The organism is Kordia sp. (assembly GCF_965283645.1).
Classification (GTDB): domain Bacteria; phylum Bacteroidota; class Bacteroidia; order Flavobacteriales; family Flavobacteriaceae; genus Kordia.
In genome coordinates this window covers 3,961,541-3,982,103 of sequence record NZ_CBDIPG010000001.1, presented here as the reverse complement: position 1 = coordinate 3,982,103, position 20,563 = coordinate 3,961,541, and the positions used below count along the sequence as shown (strand labels likewise).

The 20,563-nt window shown below is 33.7% G+C and carries 15 protein-coding genes; 7 read left to right on the top strand and 8 right to left on the bottom strand.

Annotation, left to right across the window (positions count from 1 at the left end; genetic code table 11):
• Positions 1 to 180: 180 nt before the first annotated feature.
• The 3 genes from ACQ654_RS17665 to ACQ654_RS17655 form a co-directional block, all read right to left on the bottom strand.
• A complete protein-coding gene (locus ACQ654_RS17665) occupies positions 181 to 1,026 on the bottom strand; it encodes a DNA/RNA non-specific endonuclease (protein WP_430411670.1) in 846 nt (281 codons plus the stop codon).
• A gap of 185 nt (positions 1,027 to 1,211) precedes the next feature.
• Positions 1,212 to 2,321, bottom strand: coding sequence for an ABC transporter permease (locus ACQ654_RS17660; protein ID WP_430411669.1), 1,110 nt, complete (start codon positions 2,319 to 2,321; stop codon positions 1,212 to 1,214).
• A 14-nt stretch (positions 2,322 to 2,335) separates the two neighbouring features.
• Positions 2,336 to 4,462, bottom strand: a complete 2,127-nt coding sequence (locus ACQ654_RS17655) for a carboxy terminal-processing peptidase (RefSeq protein WP_430411668.1) — start codon at positions 4,460 to 4,462, stop codon at positions 2,336 to 2,338.
• Between the two features lie 282 nt (positions 4,463 to 4,744).
• Here ACQ654_RS17655 and surE point away from each other — a divergent pair, with 282 nt between their 5' ends.
• The 4 genes from surE to ACQ654_RS17635 are packed head-to-tail and all read left to right on the top strand — an operon-like array spanning position 4,745 to position 7,448.
• A complete protein-coding gene (gene surE / locus ACQ654_RS17650; RefSeq protein ID WP_430411667.1) occupies positions 4,745 to 5,524 on the top strand; it encodes a 5'/3'-nucleotidase SurE in 780 nt (259 codons plus the stop codon).
• Positions 5,514 to 5,807: a hypothetical protein gene (locus ACQ654_RS17645; RefSeq protein WP_430411666.1), complete on the top strand. Its 294-nt coding sequence runs from the start codon at positions 5,514 to 5,516 to the stop codon at positions 5,805 to 5,807. The genes surE and ACQ654_RS17645 overlap by 11 nt, the downstream gene beginning before the upstream one ends.
• A gap of 7 nt (positions 5,808 to 5,814) precedes the next feature.
• Positions 5,815 to 6,924, top strand: a complete 1,110-nt coding sequence (lpxB, locus tag ACQ654_RS17640; protein WP_430411665.1) for a lipid-A-disaccharide synthase — start codon at positions 5,815 to 5,817, stop codon at positions 6,922 to 6,924.
• 8 nt (positions 6,925 to 6,932) lie between these two features.
• Positions 6,933 to 7,448: a C40 family peptidase gene (locus ACQ654_RS17635; protein ID WP_430411664.1), complete on the top strand. Its 516-nt coding sequence runs from the start codon at positions 6,933 to 6,935 to the stop codon at positions 7,446 to 7,448.
• Between the two features lie 3 nt (positions 7,449 to 7,451).
• Here the strand turns inward: ACQ654_RS17635 and ACQ654_RS17630 are convergent, their stop codons facing one another.
• On the bottom strand, positions 7,452 to 9,737 hold the full coding sequence (locus tag ACQ654_RS17630) for a T9SS type A sorting domain-containing protein (protein ID WP_430411663.1): 2,286 nt from the start codon (positions 9,735 to 9,737) through the stop codon (positions 7,452 to 7,454).
• Between the two features lie 220 nt (positions 9,738 to 9,957).
• Here ACQ654_RS17630 and ACQ654_RS17625 point away from each other — a divergent pair, with 220 nt between their 5' ends.
• Positions 9,958 to 12,009 carry a ComEC/Rec2 family competence protein gene (locus ACQ654_RS17625; RefSeq protein WP_430411662.1) on the top strand — a complete coding sequence of 684 codons (2,052 nt, stop codon included), beginning with the start codon at positions 9,958 to 9,960 and terminating at the stop codon, positions 12,007 to 12,009.
• Positions 12,010 to 12,011: 2 nt separating this feature from the next.
• Here ACQ654_RS17625 and ACQ654_RS17620 read toward each other — a convergent pair whose 3' ends face one another.
• The 4 genes from ACQ654_RS17620 to ACQ654_RS17605 all read right to left on the bottom strand — a co-directional run bounded on the left by ACQ654_RS17620 (position 12,012) and on the right by ACQ654_RS17605 (position 17,928).
• Positions 12,012 to 12,560, bottom strand: a complete 549-nt coding sequence (locus ACQ654_RS17620) for a thioredoxin family protein (RefSeq protein ID WP_430411661.1) — start codon at positions 12,558 to 12,560, stop codon at positions 12,012 to 12,014.
• 139 nt (positions 12,561 to 12,699) lie between these two features.
• Positions 12,700 to 14,295 carry a peptide MFS transporter gene (locus ACQ654_RS17615; protein WP_430411660.1) on the bottom strand — a complete coding sequence of 532 codons (1,596 nt, stop codon included), beginning with the start codon at positions 14,293 to 14,295 and terminating at the stop codon, positions 12,700 to 12,702.
• Between the two features lie 12 nt (positions 14,296 to 14,307).
• Complete coding sequence (locus ACQ654_RS17610) at positions 14,308 to 15,720, bottom strand: peptide MFS transporter (protein WP_430411659.1); 1,413 nt, start codon at positions 15,718 to 15,720, stop codon at positions 14,308 to 14,310.
• A gap of 36 nt (positions 15,721 to 15,756) precedes the next feature.
• The gene (locus ACQ654_RS17605; protein ID WP_430411658.1) at positions 15,757 to 17,928 is read right to left on the bottom strand and encodes a S9 family peptidase; all 2,172 of its coding nucleotides are present in this window, start codon (positions 17,926 to 17,928) and stop codon (positions 15,757 to 15,759) included.
• Between the two features lie 316 nt (positions 17,929 to 18,244).
• Between ACQ654_RS17605 and ACQ654_RS17600 the strand changes: the two genes are divergently transcribed.
• Both ACQ654_RS17600 and ACQ654_RS17595 read left to right on the top strand, forming a co-directional pair.
• Entirely contained in the window at positions 18,245 to 19,570 is a 1,326-nt protein-coding gene (locus ACQ654_RS17600; protein WP_430411657.1) for a hydroxymethylglutaryl-CoA reductase, degradative, read from the top strand.
• Positions 19,570 to 20,481, top strand: a complete 912-nt coding sequence (locus tag ACQ654_RS17595; protein ID WP_430411656.1) for a GYDIA family GHMP kinase — start codon at positions 19,570 to 19,572, stop codon at positions 20,479 to 20,481. The genes ACQ654_RS17600 and ACQ654_RS17595 overlap by 1 nt, the downstream gene beginning before the upstream one ends.
• Positions 20,482 to 20,563: the final 82 nt, after the last annotated feature.

Sequence of the window (20,563 nt, the reverse complement as noted above, 5' to 3'; positions counted from 1 at the left end):
AGATAAAATATTTTTTTATCAAGACATTTTGCGCAACTTATCAAGACAAAATATTTTTTTGTCTTGATGTTTTTGTAAAGTTATCTAGATAGTTTTTTATTTGATTTAATAAAGAACTATTTAACATCTAAATTGGATCGTATTCCCGACTTTACTCCAAGTGAAATTTTATCAAGTTTGTTATCTAAAACTCCATTCCTTATAACTTGTAGAAGCTTCTAATTGGTTTTCTTTGGCATCTTCTAATTCAGGAAAGAAGTCAATTCCTGTACGCCTTTCCACCTCATCAACAGATACAACAAATTCATACAAAGGTTTGTCTATATCTTTATGTGGCATCAAAAAAGCAATCATTTTAGTTTGTCCGCCAGTATTATCGAGTAATATTTTATAAAAGTAATTTGGTATGGCAACTTCTTCGTTTCCAATAGTTTTTAAACCATCTTGTAAAATTCCGCCAGTAATTACATAAACACCATCATACTTTTTTGCCCAATACCGCACTTTATGTTCCAAAGTATTCCAAATACCTGCATTAAAATCATGTTTTTGTGGTGATATATTACTTGTTAGAAACGTTTCCGTAAATGCAGCTTTGCTATACTTTCGATCTGCCGCCGGACATAAATGCCCACGATCATATCCCGACTTTTTATAGTTTCGCCAATGTGCCGATTCTGTTTTTACCGCATTATCAATCTCAAAATAAGGACGTTTAAAATCGGTATTAACAACTTGATCTTTTTTTAATTCATACGCAACCCATTCCGCTTGTTCATAGGTTTCATGATATGATAACGAATAGCCTTCATGATGAATTACTTGTCCCGTTGTAGAACTTGGCAAATAGTATGCATTGGTTAATGCTTTCGGATTACTATTAGTCGTTTGTGTTTTACTTCCGTGAATTTCATCATTCGGATTGTAAGTGGTTTTTTCAGTAAGTTGCTCACCATATTGTTCGTATATGATAAAAGCAGCTCCGATAAATAGTACAACTAAAGGGTATATTTTGTTTCTTTTCAAGACGATTTTGGGTTTTGGTTTTTTGTCGCTTTACTATTAAAATTATCTTTTTATTTAAACTCCCAGAATTGCTTCTCGATACAATTTTTCTTCATTTTATTTCGAAAAACTACTCGAAGTGACGTTACGCTATATTAGTTAGATGACACAAAACTATTTTCAAATTATTACATTAATACATTGAATTAATTTTTCACGTCCAATGCATCACGTAACGCATTTCCAACTAACATAAATGCCATTACCAAACTCATAATTGCAATACCTGGAATAATAGCTAAGTAGGGTTTTCCAAGAATGATATAACTGTAATGATCTTTTATCATTGCGCCCCAACTTGGCATTGGCGGTTGTGCGCCTATTCCTAGAAAACTCAATCCGCTTTCTATTAAAATAGCCGCTGCAAAGTTTGCTGCCGAAATTACAATAACTGGCGCCATAATATTTGGTAATATGTGCTTGATGATGATTCTAAAATCGTGATATCCTAACGCACGTGCCGCTGTTACATATTGCATTCGTTTTACGCTTAATACTTGTCCACGCACAATTCGGGCAACTTCAACCCACATGGTTAATCCGACCGCGACAAAAACTTGCCAAAATCCTTTTCCAAGTGTGAGTGTAATTGCTATGACTAATAGTAAGGTTGGAATAGACCAAGTTACATTGATTATCCACATGATAACGGCATCTACTGTTCCTTCAAAATAACCTGCCAGCGCACCTAATGAGATTCCAATTAATAATGATATAAATACTGCAACAAAGCCTATTGTAAACGATATTCGCATTCCAATAAGCATTCTACTCAATACGTCTCTACCATATTTATCGGTTCCTAAACGAAAGGTTTTTTGTTGAATGAATTGGGTTGGAATTTCATTTGCATTTGTCATTGAAGGAAACGACGTTAGCGGAATTTCTTTTTCAATTCCAGCAACAGCATCATCAGAATATTCTGTTACGAATAAAGTATTATTTTCTATTCTATACCTTGAAATTGGAATTTCAGTCGTTGTGTTTTCTTTTCCTAAAAAAAGTGTACTTACAAAGCTTTCTGTTGCTGGTTCTTTAGATGGAATTGTCAACATTTGAACCGAAAATCCTGGCTTTTTCGAATGAATTGATAAATGCATTTGATTTGCATTTTTTGTGTCATCAGGTGTAAAGAGATACGCAAAAATTACGATAAACGCACACATTGCAATAAAGCCTAAACTCAAAACGCCCCAAAAATTCTTTTTAAATTTTTGGAGCGCTAATTGTGCTAATGAATTTGAGTTTTTACTCATTAATGTCTTTTATATTATCCTTTTACAACAGCTCTTTTTTGTTTTTTGATGTTGTTGATTTGAATATCGCTTAATACGTTGATTGCTTCTTCTACATAAACGTCTTTAGCTAAATCTTCATGCCAGGCTTGACGTTTTCTTTGTAATGAAGAATCTTTTTTCATTAGTAATTCTTCATAAGGCAATGACGTAAACACAAGTTTTGTATCATAATCAGAAAGTGCTTTGAAACGTTTTGCATAGTCTTCATCTGCAGCTACTTCTTTTCTGTATGTTGCATAGTTTAATGGATATTCATTGTCGTCTCGACGTGTACGAATCCATTTTGCATTTTCTTCAATCAATTTCAATTGCGCATTGTTTGCCATACGCGCTTTACTTTTTTCAATTGTTTCTTCGTATCCAATATATCCGTCCCAAACATCATACGTTGCTGGGTCAATTCGATCCCAAGGTAATGGATTTTCTTGGTCTTTTTCTCCTATGTCAATGAAACTATATTTATCAACAACAACGACATCACTTTTTACACCTTCTAATTGTGTTGATCCACCGTCAATTCTGTAGAATTTTTGCGTTGTTAATTTTAAAGCACCAACATTGGTATCGCCGCCTCTTATAAATCTGTTTAAGTCTACTACATTTTGAACCGTACCTTTTCCATACGTTTGTTTACTTCCGATAACAACAGCTCTTTTATAATCTTGTAATGCTGCCGCTAAAATTTCTGAAGCTGAAGCTGATAATTCATTTACTAAGATTACTAAAGGTCCATCCCATTGTATGCGACTGTCTTCATCACTTAATACTTCTTTTCCGTCAATTGAACTTTTTACTTGAACAATTGGCCCGTCTTTGATGAAGAATCCTGCCATGTCTACAACCGTTTTTAACGATCCACCTCCATTGTTTCTTAAGTCAATTACCAAACCTTCCATACCTTCTTTCTTGAGACGTTCAATTTCTTTTTTCACGTCACTTGCAGCATTTCTGTTATTGTAATCTTGAAAATCAACATAAAATTTTGGTAGATTAATAACACCAAATGTTCGTTGATTTTTCTTTACAACAGCTGATTTTGCATATGTTTCTTCAATTTCAACTAAATCTCTTTTGATTGTAATTACATCTATGGAACCATCAACTTTTTTCATTGTTAAGGTAACTTTTGTTCCTTTTGGTCCTTTTATTAGTTTTACAGCATCATCCAAACGCATGCCCACAATATCAACAGGTTCTTCACCTTCTTGTGCAACTTTTAGGATAATGTCACCTGCTTCAACTTTTTTACTTCTCCAAGCTGGACCACCAGAAATTACTTCAAATATTTTTGCGCCTTCTGTACGTTTCTGTAAGCGCGCTCCAATTCCTTCTAACGTTCCAGACATACTCATATCAAAACGATCTTTGTCTTCTGGAGCCAAATATGATGTATGCGGATCAAATTCTTCTACAATTGTATTTACGTAAATACTAAACCAGTCTTTACGTTCCAAATCGTCCATTAGGTCAAAAAACTCAATGTATGTTTTTGTAGTAGATTCGCGTGCTTCTTTTTCTAGCGTAACTTCATCTTTAATTACATACGATTTGTCTTCTTTCTTTTTGTTTTGTTCAACTTCAAGTTTGATATCGTAATTTGCTAAGGTGGAGAATTTCAATTCTTTTCTCCAACGCTCTTTTAATTCTTTTTCGTTTTTTGCAAACGGTAATTTTTCATAATCACGATTGATACTTTCATCAATTGTAAAGTCGAATGGAGAACCTAATAATTCTTTTTGAAACTTTTTCGCTTCCAGCATTCTTTTCTCTAAGCGTGTATGCACCAATGTAAAGAATTTTACACCTGGTTCTTTAATTTCATCATCAATTTTGTCTTTGTACACTTCAAATTCTTCAATATCTGACGCTAAAAAGTAACGTTTCATCGGATCAACTGCCTCAATGAAATCGTTGTATACGTTTTCAGAAAACTCATCATTAATTTCTTGTGGGTCAAAGTGCCATCTATTTAACACATATGCTATTAAGTCTACTAGAGTTTTATCCTTTTCAGGATCATCAAATGACTTTTTTGCAAAACTACATGACACCATTGCAAAAACTAATAATGCCACTAAGTATATTTTATTCCTTCTCATAAACGCTCGGATTTTCACACATTTTATTTTTTTCATTCACATTAATTAGCGTGTTATTCTTTTATAGTTTGAATATTTTAGGGGTAATCAATGCTAATCATTTTAATTTTCCACTAAAATAACGAAAAAACCATGCCATTTTTTAACAATGTTACTAATTTTTTGTTAAACCCGAATTATGTCTAATAAAATCCATTACATATAATTTTGGTTAAAAATAAAATGCTATGTATGTAATCAGTAAAATGCTTACTTTAGCAATTGAAAAAGAAGTATTTTTTTATGGATGATAAACCTTTAATTTTAGTTACCAACGACGATGGTATAACTGCGCCTGGTTTGCGCGCATTAATTGATGTAATGAATGAACTTGGCGATGTTATTGTTGTTGCGCCCGATAGTCCACAAAGTGGCATGGGACATGCAATTACAGTAAACTCAACAATTTATTGTAAGGCCATCACTATTGATGAAGGCCCGCAGATTGAATATTCAAGCTCGGGAACGCCCGTTGATTGTGTAAAGCTAGCCGTGAATGAAATTTTGAATCGTAAACCTGATATTTGTGTTTCAGGAATTAATCACGGATCAAATTCTTCTATTAATGTAATTTATTCAGGAACCATGAGTGCCGCTGTAGAAGCTGGTATTGAAGGAATTCCTGCAATTGGATTTTCATTATTAGATTATGATTGGGAAGCAAATTTTGAAGCAACCAAGAAATATGTAAAAACTATTACGTCTAAAGTATTGGAACACGGTTTGCCTGAAGGTGTTGTGTTGAATGTGAATTTTCCTAAATTGAAGAAGAAAGAGATTAAAGGAATTCGTATTTGCAGACAAGCAAAAGCATATTGGGCAGAAGATTTTGACAAGCGCACCAATCCGCATGGACGACAATATTACTGGCTTTCTGGAAAACTTGTAAGTCAAGATAAAGGTGAAGATACAGACGAATGGGCGTTGGCTAATGGATATGTTTCTTTGGTTCCTGTTCAGTTTGATTTGACAGCACACCATGCTATTCAAAAACTTAATAGTTTAGGATTTAATGAAAAATAAAGAGATTATTATTGGGATCATTGTTGGATTACTTTCCACAAGCATAGGTACCGTATTGTATATGTTATATGTAGCTTCACAACGAAATGCTACTTTTGGTGCTATTTGGGATTTTGCGATTACAACTGGCGAAATTAGCTCAGTAGTTGTGTACGGAGCCGCGCTTAATTTTTTAGCATTTTTTGGTTTTCTAAAGTTCAATAAAGAAGCTAGAGCTAAAGGTGTTTTAATTGTGACAATCGTTACTGCCATCATTGTTTTATTGCATAAATTACTTTTTTAAAAAAATTATGAAGTACTACATTATTGCAGGAGAAGCTTCAGGTGATTTACATGGTTCTAATTTGATGAAAGCCATTGTAAAACAAGATCCAACTGCCGATTTTAGGTTTTGGGGTGGAGATTTGATGCAAGCAGTTGGTGGTACTTTGGTAAAACATTATAAAGAACGTGCGTTTATGGGATTCATTGAAATTATCATGAATCTTCGTAAAATTTTGGGCATGATGTCTTTTTGCAAGAAAGATATTGCGTCGTATCAACCTGATGTTCTTATTTTAATTGATAATTCTGGCTTTAATCTTCCTATTGCAAAATGGGCAAAGACAGCAGGTTTTACTACAAATTATTTTATTTCTCCACAGGTTTGGGCAAGTAGAGCTGGAAGAGTTAAGAATATTAAGAAGTATGTTGATAAAATGCTTGTTATTCTTCCTTTTGAAAAAGAATTTTATAAAAAGTATGAGTACGATGTTCATTTTGTGGGACATCCATTGTTAGATGCTATTGCAGATAGACCAAAGATTGATAGTAAAAAATTTAGAACTACACACAAATTAGACACTCGAGATATTATTGCCTTGTTACCTGGAAGCAGAAAACAAGAGATTAAAAAAATGCTTTCCGTAATGCTTTCTGTTGTAGCAGATTTCCCAGATTATCAGTTTGTTATTGCTGGCGCACCAAGTCAGGATAGAGAATTTTACAGTCAGTTTATAAATGATACAAATGTTACATTTATAAGCAACAAAACGTATGATTTGTTGAGTATTTCTACTGCCGCGTTGGTGACTTCCGGAACCGCTACGCTTGAAACTGCGCTGTATAAAGTACCGCAAGTTGTTTGTTATAAAGCTAGCAATGTTTCATATCAAATTGCAAAACGAATTATTACGTTGGAGTATATTTCTTTGGTGAATTTGATTATGGATAAAGAAGTTGTGAAAGAGCTTATTCAACATGATTTGAACACTAAAAATCTGAAAATAGAATTGACTAAGATTTTAGATGGCGAAAATCGTAAAAAGCTATTTCATGACTACCATGATTTAGAGTTAAAATTAGGCGGAAAAGGCGCAAGTGAAAACGCCGCAAAGTTGATTGTTGAAAAATTTAAGTAAATTACCACATGATTAAAAAATTACTATTCCTTCTCCTTGCCTTTTCTGTATTGTCTTGTGGTTCTTCAAAGAAAACAGCTTCTAAACGAACTGTAAAAACTAAAACGACTAAGACGCGTGCAAGTAAAAAGCGGACATTTAGCAAGTCGAATGCAATTATTGAAACAGCATTGGCTTATAAAGGTACACGCTATAAATATGGCGGAACAACGCGAAAAGGAATGGATTGCTCTGGTTTGATGTATACTGCTTTTAGAGCGCATCAAGTTGAGTTGCCAAGAGTTTCTTATGAGCAAGCAAAACGCGGTAAAAAGATTAGCAAATCTTCCGTTAAAAAAGGAGATTTGTTATTTTTCCAAACGAATAAAAACAGAAAACGAATTAATCATGTTGGTTTGGTTGTAGAAGTTAAAAAAGGTGTGATTCAATTTATACATTCTACAACTTCAAGAGGCGTATTGGTTTCTTCATTGGACGAGCGGTATTGGAAAAATGCATTTACCGAAGCGCGTCGTGTGCTATAGTTTTTAGTCAACTATTATTTTTTTTATGAATTGCTTTGTCGCAGTTGTAATTTTCAAGAAATAAATACCACTTTTTACCGTTGATATATTTAATGGAATTTTAGTGTTTTCTGCAACTTTTTGTAGTATTTGTTTTCCTTGTAAATCGTATAATTGAATTGTTATTTTTTCTAGTATTTCAGAAGAAACGTATAGTATGTCCTTTGCAGGATTTGGATAAATTGCAATGTTTGTTGTAGCTATTTCATCAACTGAAAGTGGCGCTATAAAAGTAGTTTCAAAGGTATTTGTAATTACGGGCGCGTTAAAGTCAAAGTAGATTCCTGCTACTCCCGGAATCATATCATCAATAGCATATCCTGCTTTAGGCTTTATTTTAAAGTACACAAAGCCGTTACTTCCTTCCGCATCAAACATTTCTGCTGGCAAGTTGATATTGTCAAAATTCCAAACAAGTTCATCATTTACGCGTTGTACTTGAAAGTTATGACTAGCCGTAATCATTTCAAAAGTAGTTTCATCTAATTCTGTATCTAACGTTTCTTCTATTCTAACATTTACAGCTTCTGCAGTTCCTAAGTTTTGGAATCGGATTGTGTAGTATAAGTAATCTTGAGAAGTGAAATTTTCATGAACAATTTCTGGGCCGTGAGATTCTGTGATATCATTTGGATCCCATGAACCGACAACTACTTCTGATAAAGAAGAACTGTTATTCTCTGTTATAAGATCGTTTGTATCAGTCGTGTATGTTGCCGTGTTTGTCACTACTTCACCTAAAGCCACACTTGCAGGACATAGCAATTCTATTTCTATTAGTTCAGTTGACAAAGGTGCAAAATTAACAAAATCGACTGTAAAACCAGTTGCTGTATTTGTTACTATATAATTTGGATTTATACTTATAACACCATTAAACACTAACAAATCATCAATTACTACTTCAATAGTTCCTGTAGCTATTGTTGAAGTTGATACATTATTGAGATACAGATAATTATTATGCGTAAACCCTGGTCGCGGCGGCGCAAAAGAATTTATTAGAACAACTTCTAAATCCTCACATGGTTGTGCTACTGTGATAGGGAAATACAGTACCAATGATTCGCCAATGGCCACAGTAGCATCATCAACCGTTGGTGTAGTGACGTCGTAACAATCTTCATATCCTTCAAATAAAGAAAAGGTTAGATCGTAGGAATTGTTGGCATCATCACTTATTATAAAATAAGTTCCATTGGTTGAGCCAACATTGATTTCTCCACTATCATTTAGTTCATACGATATATTTCCAAAAGGGAATAAAATTTCTCCATCATCAAAAACACTGTTATTATTTTCATCTAAAAAACTTTGTGTATTAATAATTCCTACCGAACTCGTATCAGTACATGACGCTGTAAATACCCAAGGTTCTAAAGAGTCTGTTACACATGACATATAACCATCTGAAGTAATTTGTATCGTAATTTCATTTCCTGTAGACTCAAAAATCAATCCTGTAAGATCGCCATTATTTCCATAACCAGTATAAACGACTGTTCCGCCCGTGTCATAAACAATCAATTCATCCCAACTATTTTCTACTTCACCAGCTAAAAATTCTACGCTTACAGTTGAAATGTCATCTGCACTTCTGATAACAAATTGAGTTGAATCATTATTTCCATAACAATATGTAGTAATTCCAGGATTTGTATTACAACTTACTACGGTATGCGTAGATACTTCCAATGCAAAACTCCCTATACTAAAACAGCCAGTACTTATGTCTTGCACACGTACAAATAAGATTTGTGGATTGACTGTGTTTTGATAATTTGTAGGGTTTACAATAGGGTTTGTATCAGCTTCCGCATCTGACAACGATTCATAAAAAGTAACATCTAAGTTTGTATTTCCATTCGTAATTTCGGGTATTTTTGTGGTAAGATTAAAAACACCAATATCACCTCCGCTTGCTCCTTGCGCAAGTAAATTTGTTATGTTTCCAACTACTGGTGACGGATTGAAACTTACTGTTACAGTATCTGATGAAGGCACTCCAATAATTATTGCTGTTGCTTCATACACACCGCTTTGCAACACTACAAGCGTAGCATTTGTCTCATTTACAAGTATTTGTCCGTTAACAGTCCATTGGTACGAAGTTGCATTTTGTGTTGTAGCATCTAAAAGAATTTCTTGTCCATCGCATGTAGTGATGTCATCACCGAGATCTACTTGCGAAAAGCCTATAGTTGTATAAGTCAAGAATATAAATATCGTATAAAGTAGTCTTGTTTTCATGTAATGTATTGGTTGATTGGTTTTTATAAAAATAATACTTTATATCTTCATTTTGTAGGAAATAATTTTAAATTTCAGTTTTCTAATCATATTTAACAGAGAGAAAGTCATTTTCTGCTGATTTTACGACGCTTATTAATTTTATCCTACGCTTATATAAAATATAGTTTATAACCGATTTCTATTGTCTACTTTATTCAAGTAAAAAATGAAATAGCTTATGAAATTGTTCGACTTTATTATTACAAAAGTTACGTTGTGTCTGGTTTTCGGAATATTGATTGGTTATTATTTTCAGATTCCTGTCAATTTAAGTATTGCAGGTTTTTGTGTTGGATTTGTCTTTTCATGTATTTTCTTTTGGATTGCTCGCAAGCAGTTTTTACAGACAATGTATTTTGGTGGAATTGCTTTTTTGACAGCTATTAGCTTGGGAATTGTGATTGAAAATTTTCATCAAGAAAAACATCACAAAACACATTATACACAACTTTTAGCTAAAAATATTGAACATTCTAACACTACAATTCAAATTCGGGAAGTTTTAAAATCTACAAATTATTACAATAGATATGTTGGTGAAATTTTATTGAAAGATAGCTTACAGGTTTCTGGAAAGTTGTTGATTCATGTACAGAAAGATAGTGTTTCCAAAATGCTTCATGTAGATGATTTTATATATACAAATACTGAGTTGAAAGCTGTTCGTTCGCCATTAAACCCAACTAATTTTAATTATAAAACCTATTTGAATGATCGGTATATTTTTCATCAATTGTATTTGAAATCGAATGATTTTATCGTTGCAAAAAGTACTTCTACTACAATTTTTGGGTATGCCGCTTCAATTAGAAATCGGATTCATGAAAGTCTGCTAAAGAATAATTTTAACGCAGACGAATTGGCTGTTATTGAAGCACTTTTGTTAGGACAACGGCAACAGATTTCGAAAGAGTTACAAACAAGTTACGCCAACGCTGGCGCTATTCACATCTTAGCAATTTCAGGGTTACATATTGGAATTATAGTGTTGTTGTTAAATTTTATATTGAAACCTATGACGCGTTTTCGACGTGGAAAATTATTAAAACTTCTCCTTATGATTTTTATTTTGTGGAGTTTTGCAATTGTATCTGGGTTGTCAGCTTCTGTCGTGCGAGCCGTTACTATGTTTACTGCACTTGTGATTGCAACGCATTTAAGACGACAAACGAATACGTTTCAAGTATTACTAATTTCTATGTTTTTCTTGTTGATTTGTAAACCTCATTTTTTGTTTGATGTTGGTTTTCAACTAAGTTATGCCGCCGTTTTTGCAATTGTTTGGTTGCAACCTTTATGGAAAAAACTTTGGAATCCGCAAGTGTGGTTTTTGAAATCGTTTTGGAGTTTGCTTACCGTAAGTTTGGCAGCACAATTGGGCGTTTTGCCATTAAGTTTGTATTATTTTCACCAGTTTCCTGGATTGTTCTTTGTAGCAAATTTGACGATTATTCCTGTACTTGGAATCATTTTAATTACGGGAATTTTGGTGATTATTTTAGCCTATTTTGAAATATTGCCTGAGTTTTTAAGTTCTATATACATTTTTATCATTCAGCAAATGAACCATTTTATTGCTTGGATTGCTTCACATGAACAGTTTTTGTTTGATGATATTTTTATCAGTCTCTATCAAATGATTGGTTGTTATTTGGTGATTGTTGCATTTGCGAATTATTTCCATCTTCCAAAAGTAAAACATTTAAAAATTGCATTACTGAGCGTTCTAATATGTCAAGGTTTGTGGTTTTTTGATCGTTCTCGACATGTACCTACAGATCGTTTTTTTACAATATTTCATCAAACTAAAACGTCTGTATTGGCGTATCAAAATAAAACAGACTTACATATTTTTCATCAGTTGGATAGTACCGCTTTCGCGAAGAATTACATCGTACAACAACAAGTAACACAACGATTTTTATCAGCTACACGTATTGACACACTACAAAACGTGTATCGTTTGCAAGATGATTACTTGTTGCGAATTGACAGTTTGGGCGTGTATGAATCGTTGGGCTTTAAACCGAAATATGTTTTACTGACACAATCGCCAAAAATCAATTTTGATCGTATGATAGAAACCTTACAACCCAAATTAATTATTGCAGATGGAAGTAATTATAAGAGTTATATACAACGTTGGAAAGTAGCTGCTCTAAAACAGAAAATCCCTTTTCATGCAACGTATGAAAAAGGATTTTTGTCTATTTCTCTTAAAGAAGAATAAGTTTAACTTTTAAACTCAAGCACTAATTCTTTTTGGAATTTATCCCAATCTTCTTTAGACTTCACTACTTTGTATTTATCTGTTTTGAATAACTTCAAATATATTTCTATCTGATTTGGCAATAAGTATCCTGATATTGGCGCAATGAGTTTGAAATCTTCATCAAAAAACACCATCGTTGGATACGCTCTTACACTTAAATAGCGAGCAAATTGATGTTGTGCATTTCGTCTTTTTTTCTTTGCAGGATCGTAATTTGGATTCGTAAATGTATTTCCTTCATATGTTACACTTGTGTCACCCTCCGCATTAAATTTTATCGCATAGTAATTCTCGTTGATATAGTTGGCCACATCTGGATTTCCAAATGTATTTTTATCTAACATTTTACACGGACCACACCAAGTTGTATACACATCCATAATAACTTTACGCGGTTCTTTTTTCATCAATTCTTGGGCTTCTTCCATCGTAACCCAATTGATTTTTTGTGCATTTACTGTCGTAATACTTACTAAAAGTATGCTTATGAGTGCTATTATATTTTTCATGTGTTCAATCTTTATATGTTGTCTGTCGCAAAGTCCATGCCTTCTTTACGTGAAAATTATTATTTACAAATATACATTATATAAAAAAAGCGTCTTTCAAAAAGAAAAACGCTTTTTTACGATTTATATTTTATGTTGTTTATTTTACTCCGTGCATTAGTTTTTTTACAACTGGCGTTAATGCCATAACTAATAAACCTGCTCCAATTGGTACTGCTGTAAATATTAAGAAGAATGTACTCATATTGTACTGTTCTGTGATAGAGTCAATCATTCCTCCCATAGAACCTGCAGCTTTGTTTCCTAAACCAATAGCAATGTACCACAATCCGAACATCATTCCGATTTTGGCAGCTGGCACCAATTTAGATAAATATGATAATCCTACTGGTGATAAACTTAATTCACCTAACGTATGGAATAGATACGCTAAGATTAACCAAATCATACTTACAGAGGCTGTTGTTGCTCCTTGCTCAATTGATGATGAACCATAGGCAAGTATTCCAAATCCGACTCCAAGTAATACTAATCCCATTCCGAACTTTACGGTGGCTGGCGGATTGTATTTACTTTCCCAAATTTTTGAAAATAACGGTGCTAGTGTAATGATAAAGAATGAATTTAGAATGGAGAACCAAGATGCTGGCACTTCAGTTTCTACTTCACTAAATTGAATATTTAACATCCAAATAACTATTATCCATATAATTACGAAGCTAGTCGCAAGAAATATATTTGAGAGTGCATATTTACTAAACGTTATTTGAAATAACTTATATAATACATATGTAATTATTAGTAGCGGAACTACTGTAAGTAATGTGTTTAGAACCCTAAAAATGTTAGCGGCATTGCCTTCTAATACTCTTTCGGTGTAATCTGCCGCAAAAATAGTCATGGAACCACCTGCTTGTTCAAAAGCTGCCCAAAAAAATACCGTAAAGAAAGCTAGTATACCAACTACAATGTAACGGTCACGTTGTACATTAGCTGGCACTACTTCTTTTTCAAACTTCTCAATTTCGGTTCCTTCTTCAGTGTCATTTCTATCTTCAATTGCATCTACATAATCAATTGTTTCCGAAGGTGACAATCCTACTTTTCCAAATATTTTTTGTGCAAACCAGAATTGTAACATTCCGAAGAACATAAAAACTCCTGCTAATCCGAATCCATAATGCCAACCTACATTTTCTCCAATGTACCCACATAATAAGATTCCGATAAACGCTCCTGCATTTACACCCATGTAGAAAATGGTAAATGCGCCATCTTTTTTGTCTTGTGCATTTATATAAATTCCACTGATTATAGACGTAATATTCGGCTTAAACAAACCGTTACCAGCCACTAAAAATGCAATTCCAGCATATAGTCCCCATGGCGTATCAAATGCCATAGCGGCGTGCCCTAGAGTCATTATAACTGCTCCAATAGCAACTGCTTTTCGATATCCTAAAAATTTATCTGCTAAAAACCCTCCAACGATTGGAGAAAAATATACCAACATTGTGTAGGTTCCGTATAGTCCTAAAGCATCTGCTCTGTCCCATCCCCATCCGCCTTCCATCAAAGACCTTGTTAAGAATAATACCAAAATGGCACGCATTCCATAATACGAAAAGCGTTCCCACATTTCTGTAAAGAATAGGACAAATAATCCTGATGGATGTCCCATTAATAACTTTCGGTTCATTTCAGAACCTTCAAATCTATATTTATTAGTACTCATGTAGCGTTAATTTTAGTTATCAGCTAATTCAAAACCTTCCGTAAGATCATCATTGATATCTCTTTCATTGTCTTCAGCACCATGCGTTAATAGTTCGAGTTTCTTTCTGAATATCATCACTAATAATCCAAATACTACACAGAATACTGCGATTCCTGTAAATATTGTGTATTCTCCTAAGCTTTCAGAAGCTTCTCCTAAAATTCCAGCTAATTTGTTTCCAAATCCTGTCATTGCAAAGTATACACCCATCATTAATGATGCATATTTTAGCGGCGCAAGTTTTGTAATATATGATAACGCTACAGGCGAAATACATAATTCTCCAATTGTATGGAATAAGTATGCTAATACTAACCAGTACATTGCAGAACCTCCAACACCATTCTCAATTGGTCCGTTAGCACTAAATTCAGCAGCAGCAGCTGTCATAAAGAAAAATCCTGCTCCCATAATGATTAACCCAATAATCATTTTAAATAGTGATGTAGATACTTTTCCTTTTAGTTTTCTTGCCGCCCAATATCCTGCAACCAAAGTACCTAAGAAGATAATAAACATTGCATTTAAAGACTGAAACCATGAAGCAGGTACTTCCCAACCCATTAGCATTCTGTTTGTTTTTTCTGCGGCATAGATATTCATTAATCCTCCAGCTTGTTCAAAAGCTCCCCAGAATACGATTACAAGTAAGAATGATATAAATAATACTACAATTCTGTCTTTTTCTATTTTTGTTAGTGGCTTTTTCATTGCTTCTTTTTCAGCTTCATTTTCAGAAGTTCCTAAGAAGTTTCCAACATGTGCCAAGTGTTTTTGACCAACTAAGTATTGTAATAACCCTAAAGCCATTCCAATTCCAGCCAATCCGAAACCATAGTGCCATCCGTGCACTTCTCCAACATATCCTACGATTAAACTTGATAAGAACGCTCCAACATTGATTCCAATATAGAAAATTGTGAATCCTTTGTCTCTTCGGATATCTCCTTGCTTATACAATCCACCAACCATTGTTGAGATATTTGGCTTTAACATTCCAACACCTGCAATGATTAATCCTAAACCTGTATAAAACGCCCACATTTCTTCAACTGCCAAGACACTATGCCCAGCAACCAGTAAAATTCCTCCGTAGAGTACAGATTTTTTTTGTCCTAAAAATTTATCTGCAATCCATCCACCAGGAATAGACATTACATATACTAACATCGTATATGTTCCATAAAGCGACAATGCTTCTCCATTTGTCCAGCCTAATCCTGCATTATCACCTTGTGTTTGTGCTACAAGATATAATACTAAGATTGCTCGCATTCCATAATACGAGAAACGTTCCCACATTTCTGTGAAGAACAACACATATAATCCTACTGGATGTCCAAATAGCTCTTTTTGATGAGCTTGTTTTACTGAGTTTGTCATTATATTAAATAGTTTGGGTTAGTACCTTTTTTGAAATTATTTTTTTAGTAATGTCTTTTCGATGAAATCGGTCATTTTTGTGTATAAATGCAAACGTGTATATCCACCGTAAATTCCGTGGTTTTTATCTGGATAAATCATCCAATCAAATTGTTTGTTTGCTTTTATTAATGCATCAACCATGCGCATTGTGTTTTGTACATGTACGTTATCATCACCTGTTCCATGAATTATTAAGTAATCACCTTTTAGCTTTTCTACATGGTTTATTGGCGAATTGTCATCATAGCCACTTGCGTTTTCTTGTGGCGTTTGCATGTAACGTTCCGTATATATTGTATCATAAAAACGCCAGCTTGTTACTGGTGCAACTGCAATTGCCATACTAAATACATCATTTCCTTTTAAGATACAGTTACTAGACATGAATCCTCCGTAACTCCATCCCCAAATTCCGATACGGTCTTTATCAACATAGGAACGTTTCCCAAGTTCAATAGCCGCATCTATTTGATCTTCTACTTCATATTTCCCTAATTCTTTATAGGTTACTTTTTTAAAGTCTGCTCCTTTGAAACCTGTCCCACGTCCGTCCACACACACAATGATCATTCCTTTTTGTGCTAACATTTGATACCAATAGTCATTACTACCATTCCATCTGTTAGAAACTGTTTGCGAACCTGGACCAGAATATTGATACATGAATACAGGATATTTTTTTGAAGCATCAAAGTCTGCTGGTTTTATCATCCAAGCATTCAACTCGTGTCCTTTGGCAGTTGTTATTGTGAAGAATTCTTTTTTAGAGATTTTATAGTTGTCTAATTCTTCTTTTACGCTTGCATTGTTTTTAATTTCTTTAACCAACTTACCATTCTTAGCTAAATGTAAAGCATATTCTGGCGGAGTTGTCGCACTAGAAAAAGAACTGATGTAGTATGTAAAGTTAGCACTAAAGTTGGCTCCATTTGTTCCTTCTTTAGTAGAAAGCCTTTTCTTTTTCTTTCCATTAATTTTGATCGAATATACATCTCTGTTTACAGAACCATTTTCTACAGATTGATAGTAAATAATATCATCTTTTTCATTGTATCCGTAATATGCCGTTACTTCCCAAGAACCTTTTGTTACTTGATTGATAAGCGTCCCATCTTTTTTGTAATGATAAATATGTTTGAACCCATCTTTTTCACTTGTCCAAATAAAGCTGTTATCCGCTAAAAATGTTAAATCATCTGTAATATCAACATATGCCTTGTCTTTTTCTTTGAGTACGATTGTTGCTTTATCGGTTGCCGCATTATACATAATCAAGTCCAATTCGTTTTGATGTCTATTGATCACTTGCACACTTAATACTGCTGGATCATTTGTCCATTCAATTCTTGGAATGTAGAAATCATTGTAGTTTCCTAAGTTGATTTCAGACGTTTTTGCAGCATTTAAGTTGTATAAGTGCAATGAAACAGTTGCATTTTTTTCTCCTGCTTTTGGATATTTAAATACATGTTGTTGTGGATATAATTGACTTCCATACACATCCATTGAAAATTCAGGAACATCCGTTTCGTCAAAACGAATAAACGCAATATGATCGCTTCCCGCATTCCATTGAAATGCTCTTACAAATCCAAACTCTTCTTCATATACCCAATCCGTTACACCATTGATAATTTTATTTTTTACGCCATCAGTTGTAATTTGTGTTGAAGCACTAGAAATTAAATCTTTTACATAGATGTTATTTTCATAAACGTAAGCAACCTTTTTTCCATCAGGAGAAAAGGTTGGTTCTTGTATTTTGTTGTCTGAAATTTTTGTTGCTTTTTTTGATGCGATATCATATACATAGTATATTCCTAATCTAGATCTTCTAAAGACAGGTTCTACTTGTGTTGCTAGGATTAATTTGTTTTCATCATCGCTAAAACTATAGGAAGAAAATGATTTAATTTCTGAAAGATCGCTAGCACTTACAATTGTTTCAACTTTTTCAAGTGTTTTATAATCGTATTTATCTACAGAACCTGCTCTTCTATTTAAGACGGTATATTGCTGTCCGTTGTTCATTGAATGCAAAACATCCATTCCCCGGGTTCTGAAAGTACTGCCCCAAACTTCTTTGAGCGTAATTTCTTTTTGTTGTGCCGCTGTAATACTGACTAATCCTAGGAAGACAAAAAGAAAAATATATTTTAATTTCATTCGTGTTAAGTTTTTAAGAATATGCTTGTAAAAAGCCTATTATTTTGAGTAATTATAAATTATAAAGCTGACAATATACAAATATCAAGCAAGTACCACAAAAATCGAACCTTAAATTATAACGCAGATTGAGCGATTTTCTTGAAGCGATTTTTTCATCATTTTTACACTAAATATGGTCTAAAACATACACTTTTGCACACTTTTGAAGCTAAAAGCTTTGTTTTCTATCTATATTTTAGCGCATATGAAGTAAAATTGTACTTTTTCATTGTGTATCTTTGCATTGAATCTAACGGATATTAAACCCTATTTTATGATTACTCCTATTGCTGGATTTTCAAAACTTTCCAAAAAGGAAAAAATTGAATGGCTTGCGAATACGTATTTTCAAACTAACGAAACAGTTATTGATACGTTAAAAAAATACTGGAATTCAGATGAAACACTACAAAAGTTACATGATGAGTTTATTGAGAATACTATTTCTAACTTCTATCTTCCGTTAGGAATTGCACCTAATTTTTTAATTAATGATAAATTACACGCCATTCCAATGGCTATTGAGGAAAGTTCAGTCGTGGCGGCGGCAAGTAAAGCCGCAAAGTTTTGGCTAGATCGTGGCGGGTTTACGGCAACTGTGTTGAGTACTGAAAAAGTTGGACAAGTGCATTTTATGTATTTCGGTTCAACCGAAAAATTACATACCTATTTTAGTTCGATCAAATCTGAATTAATTGAAGCTACAAAGCATATTACACAAAATATGGAAAAACGTGGTGGCGGAATTACAGACATTAAGTTACGTGATAAAACCTCAGAACTCGACGGCTATTTTCAACTGCATTGCACATTTGAAACGGTCGATTCTATGGGCGCAAACTTCATTAATTCATGTTTAGAACAGTTTGCCAAAACATTTAAAGATAATGCAGAATCATTTGAAGCTTTTACAACAGAAGAAAAAGACATTCAAATTGTAATGAGTATTCTTTCTAATTATGTTCCAAATTGTTTGGTAAAAGCTGAAGTAAGTTGTCCTGTGAGTTCGTTAACAGAAGGCGAAACGATGGACGCTAACGAATTTGCCACAAAGTTTGTTCGTGCAATTCAAATTGCAAAGACAGAGCCATATCGTGCTGTGACACATAATAAAGGAATTATGAACGGAATTGACGCCGTTGTGTTAGCTACGGGAAATGATTTTAGAGCTGTAGAAGCTGGAATTCATGCGTATGCCGCAAAAGACGGACGTTATTCTAGTTTAACACATGCCGAAGTGAAAGATGGTTTTTTTAAATTTTGGATAGAAATTCCATTATCATTAGGAACTGTTGGCGGATTAACTTCTTTACATCCACTTGTGAAATTAGCGTTGGAAATGTTAGGAAAACCAAATGCAAAAGAGTTGATGCAAATTGTAGCTGTTGCTGGATTGGCACAAAATTTCGCCGCTGTACGTTCATTGGTTACTACTGGAATTCAAAAAGGACACATGAAAATGCACTTGGTTAATATTTTGAATCAATTGGAAGCCACAGACGCTGAGAAAAAACATTTTATCAACTTCTTTAAAGATAAAACGGTTACACATAGTGCAGTTGTAAATGCTTTTAACGCTTATAAAGTAGCACAAGCCTAATGAATTTTTATAGCAACGGAAAACTATTGTTAACAGGAGAATATGTTGTGTTGGATGGCGCAAAAGCGTTGGCAATTCCGACTGCGTATGGACAATCATTGGTAGTTACGCCTATTGAAGATTCAAAACTTGTTTGGGAAAGCGCAGATGAACAAGGTGCTATTTGGTTTCAACATGATTTTGAGTTAAATTCTATTACTGCTTCCGCAAGATATACCAATGAAGTTTCACAAACACTGCATAATTTGTTAGCAGAAGCCAAACGATTGAATCCAAGTTTTTTAAATGAAACAACTGGCTTTCACGTAAAAACGAACTTAACATTTCCAAGAAATTGGGGATTGGGTTCTTCTTCCACGTTGATTCATAATATTGCACTTTGGGCAAATGTAAATCCATTTACGCTTCTTTGGAATGCTTTTAAAGGAAGTGGCTATGATATTGCTTGCGCGAAGCACAATTCGCCAATTATTTACGAAACCAACCAAAAAGAACCAATAGTAACTGAAGTTACGTTTCAACCTTCTTTTAGCGATCAGTTGTACTTTGTACATTTAAACAAAAAACAAAATAGTAGGAACGCTATTAACAATTATACTACTCGAAAAGGAAAAATTGCAAACGAGATAAAAGTGATCAATGCAATTACTTCCGAAATGATTGTCTGTAAATCTATGATAGATTTTAAGCTGCTGTTGCAAGAACACGAAGCAATTATTAGCACAATTATTCAAGAAGTTCCTGTACAAGAACGTTTGTTTGCGGATTATTTTGGACAAACGAAGAGTTTAGGTGCTTGGGGCGGCGATTTTATTCTGGCAACAGGAAATACAGATACTCCAAGTTATTTTACAGCAAAAGGACATGAAACTGTCATTCCTTTTGATAAAATGATACTTTCTGGGAAGTAATTTTTTTAAATTTCATACTACGCAAATTAGCGTGAGTTTGACTTACGCAATGAAACTATATTAGATTCTTTTTAGTAACGCT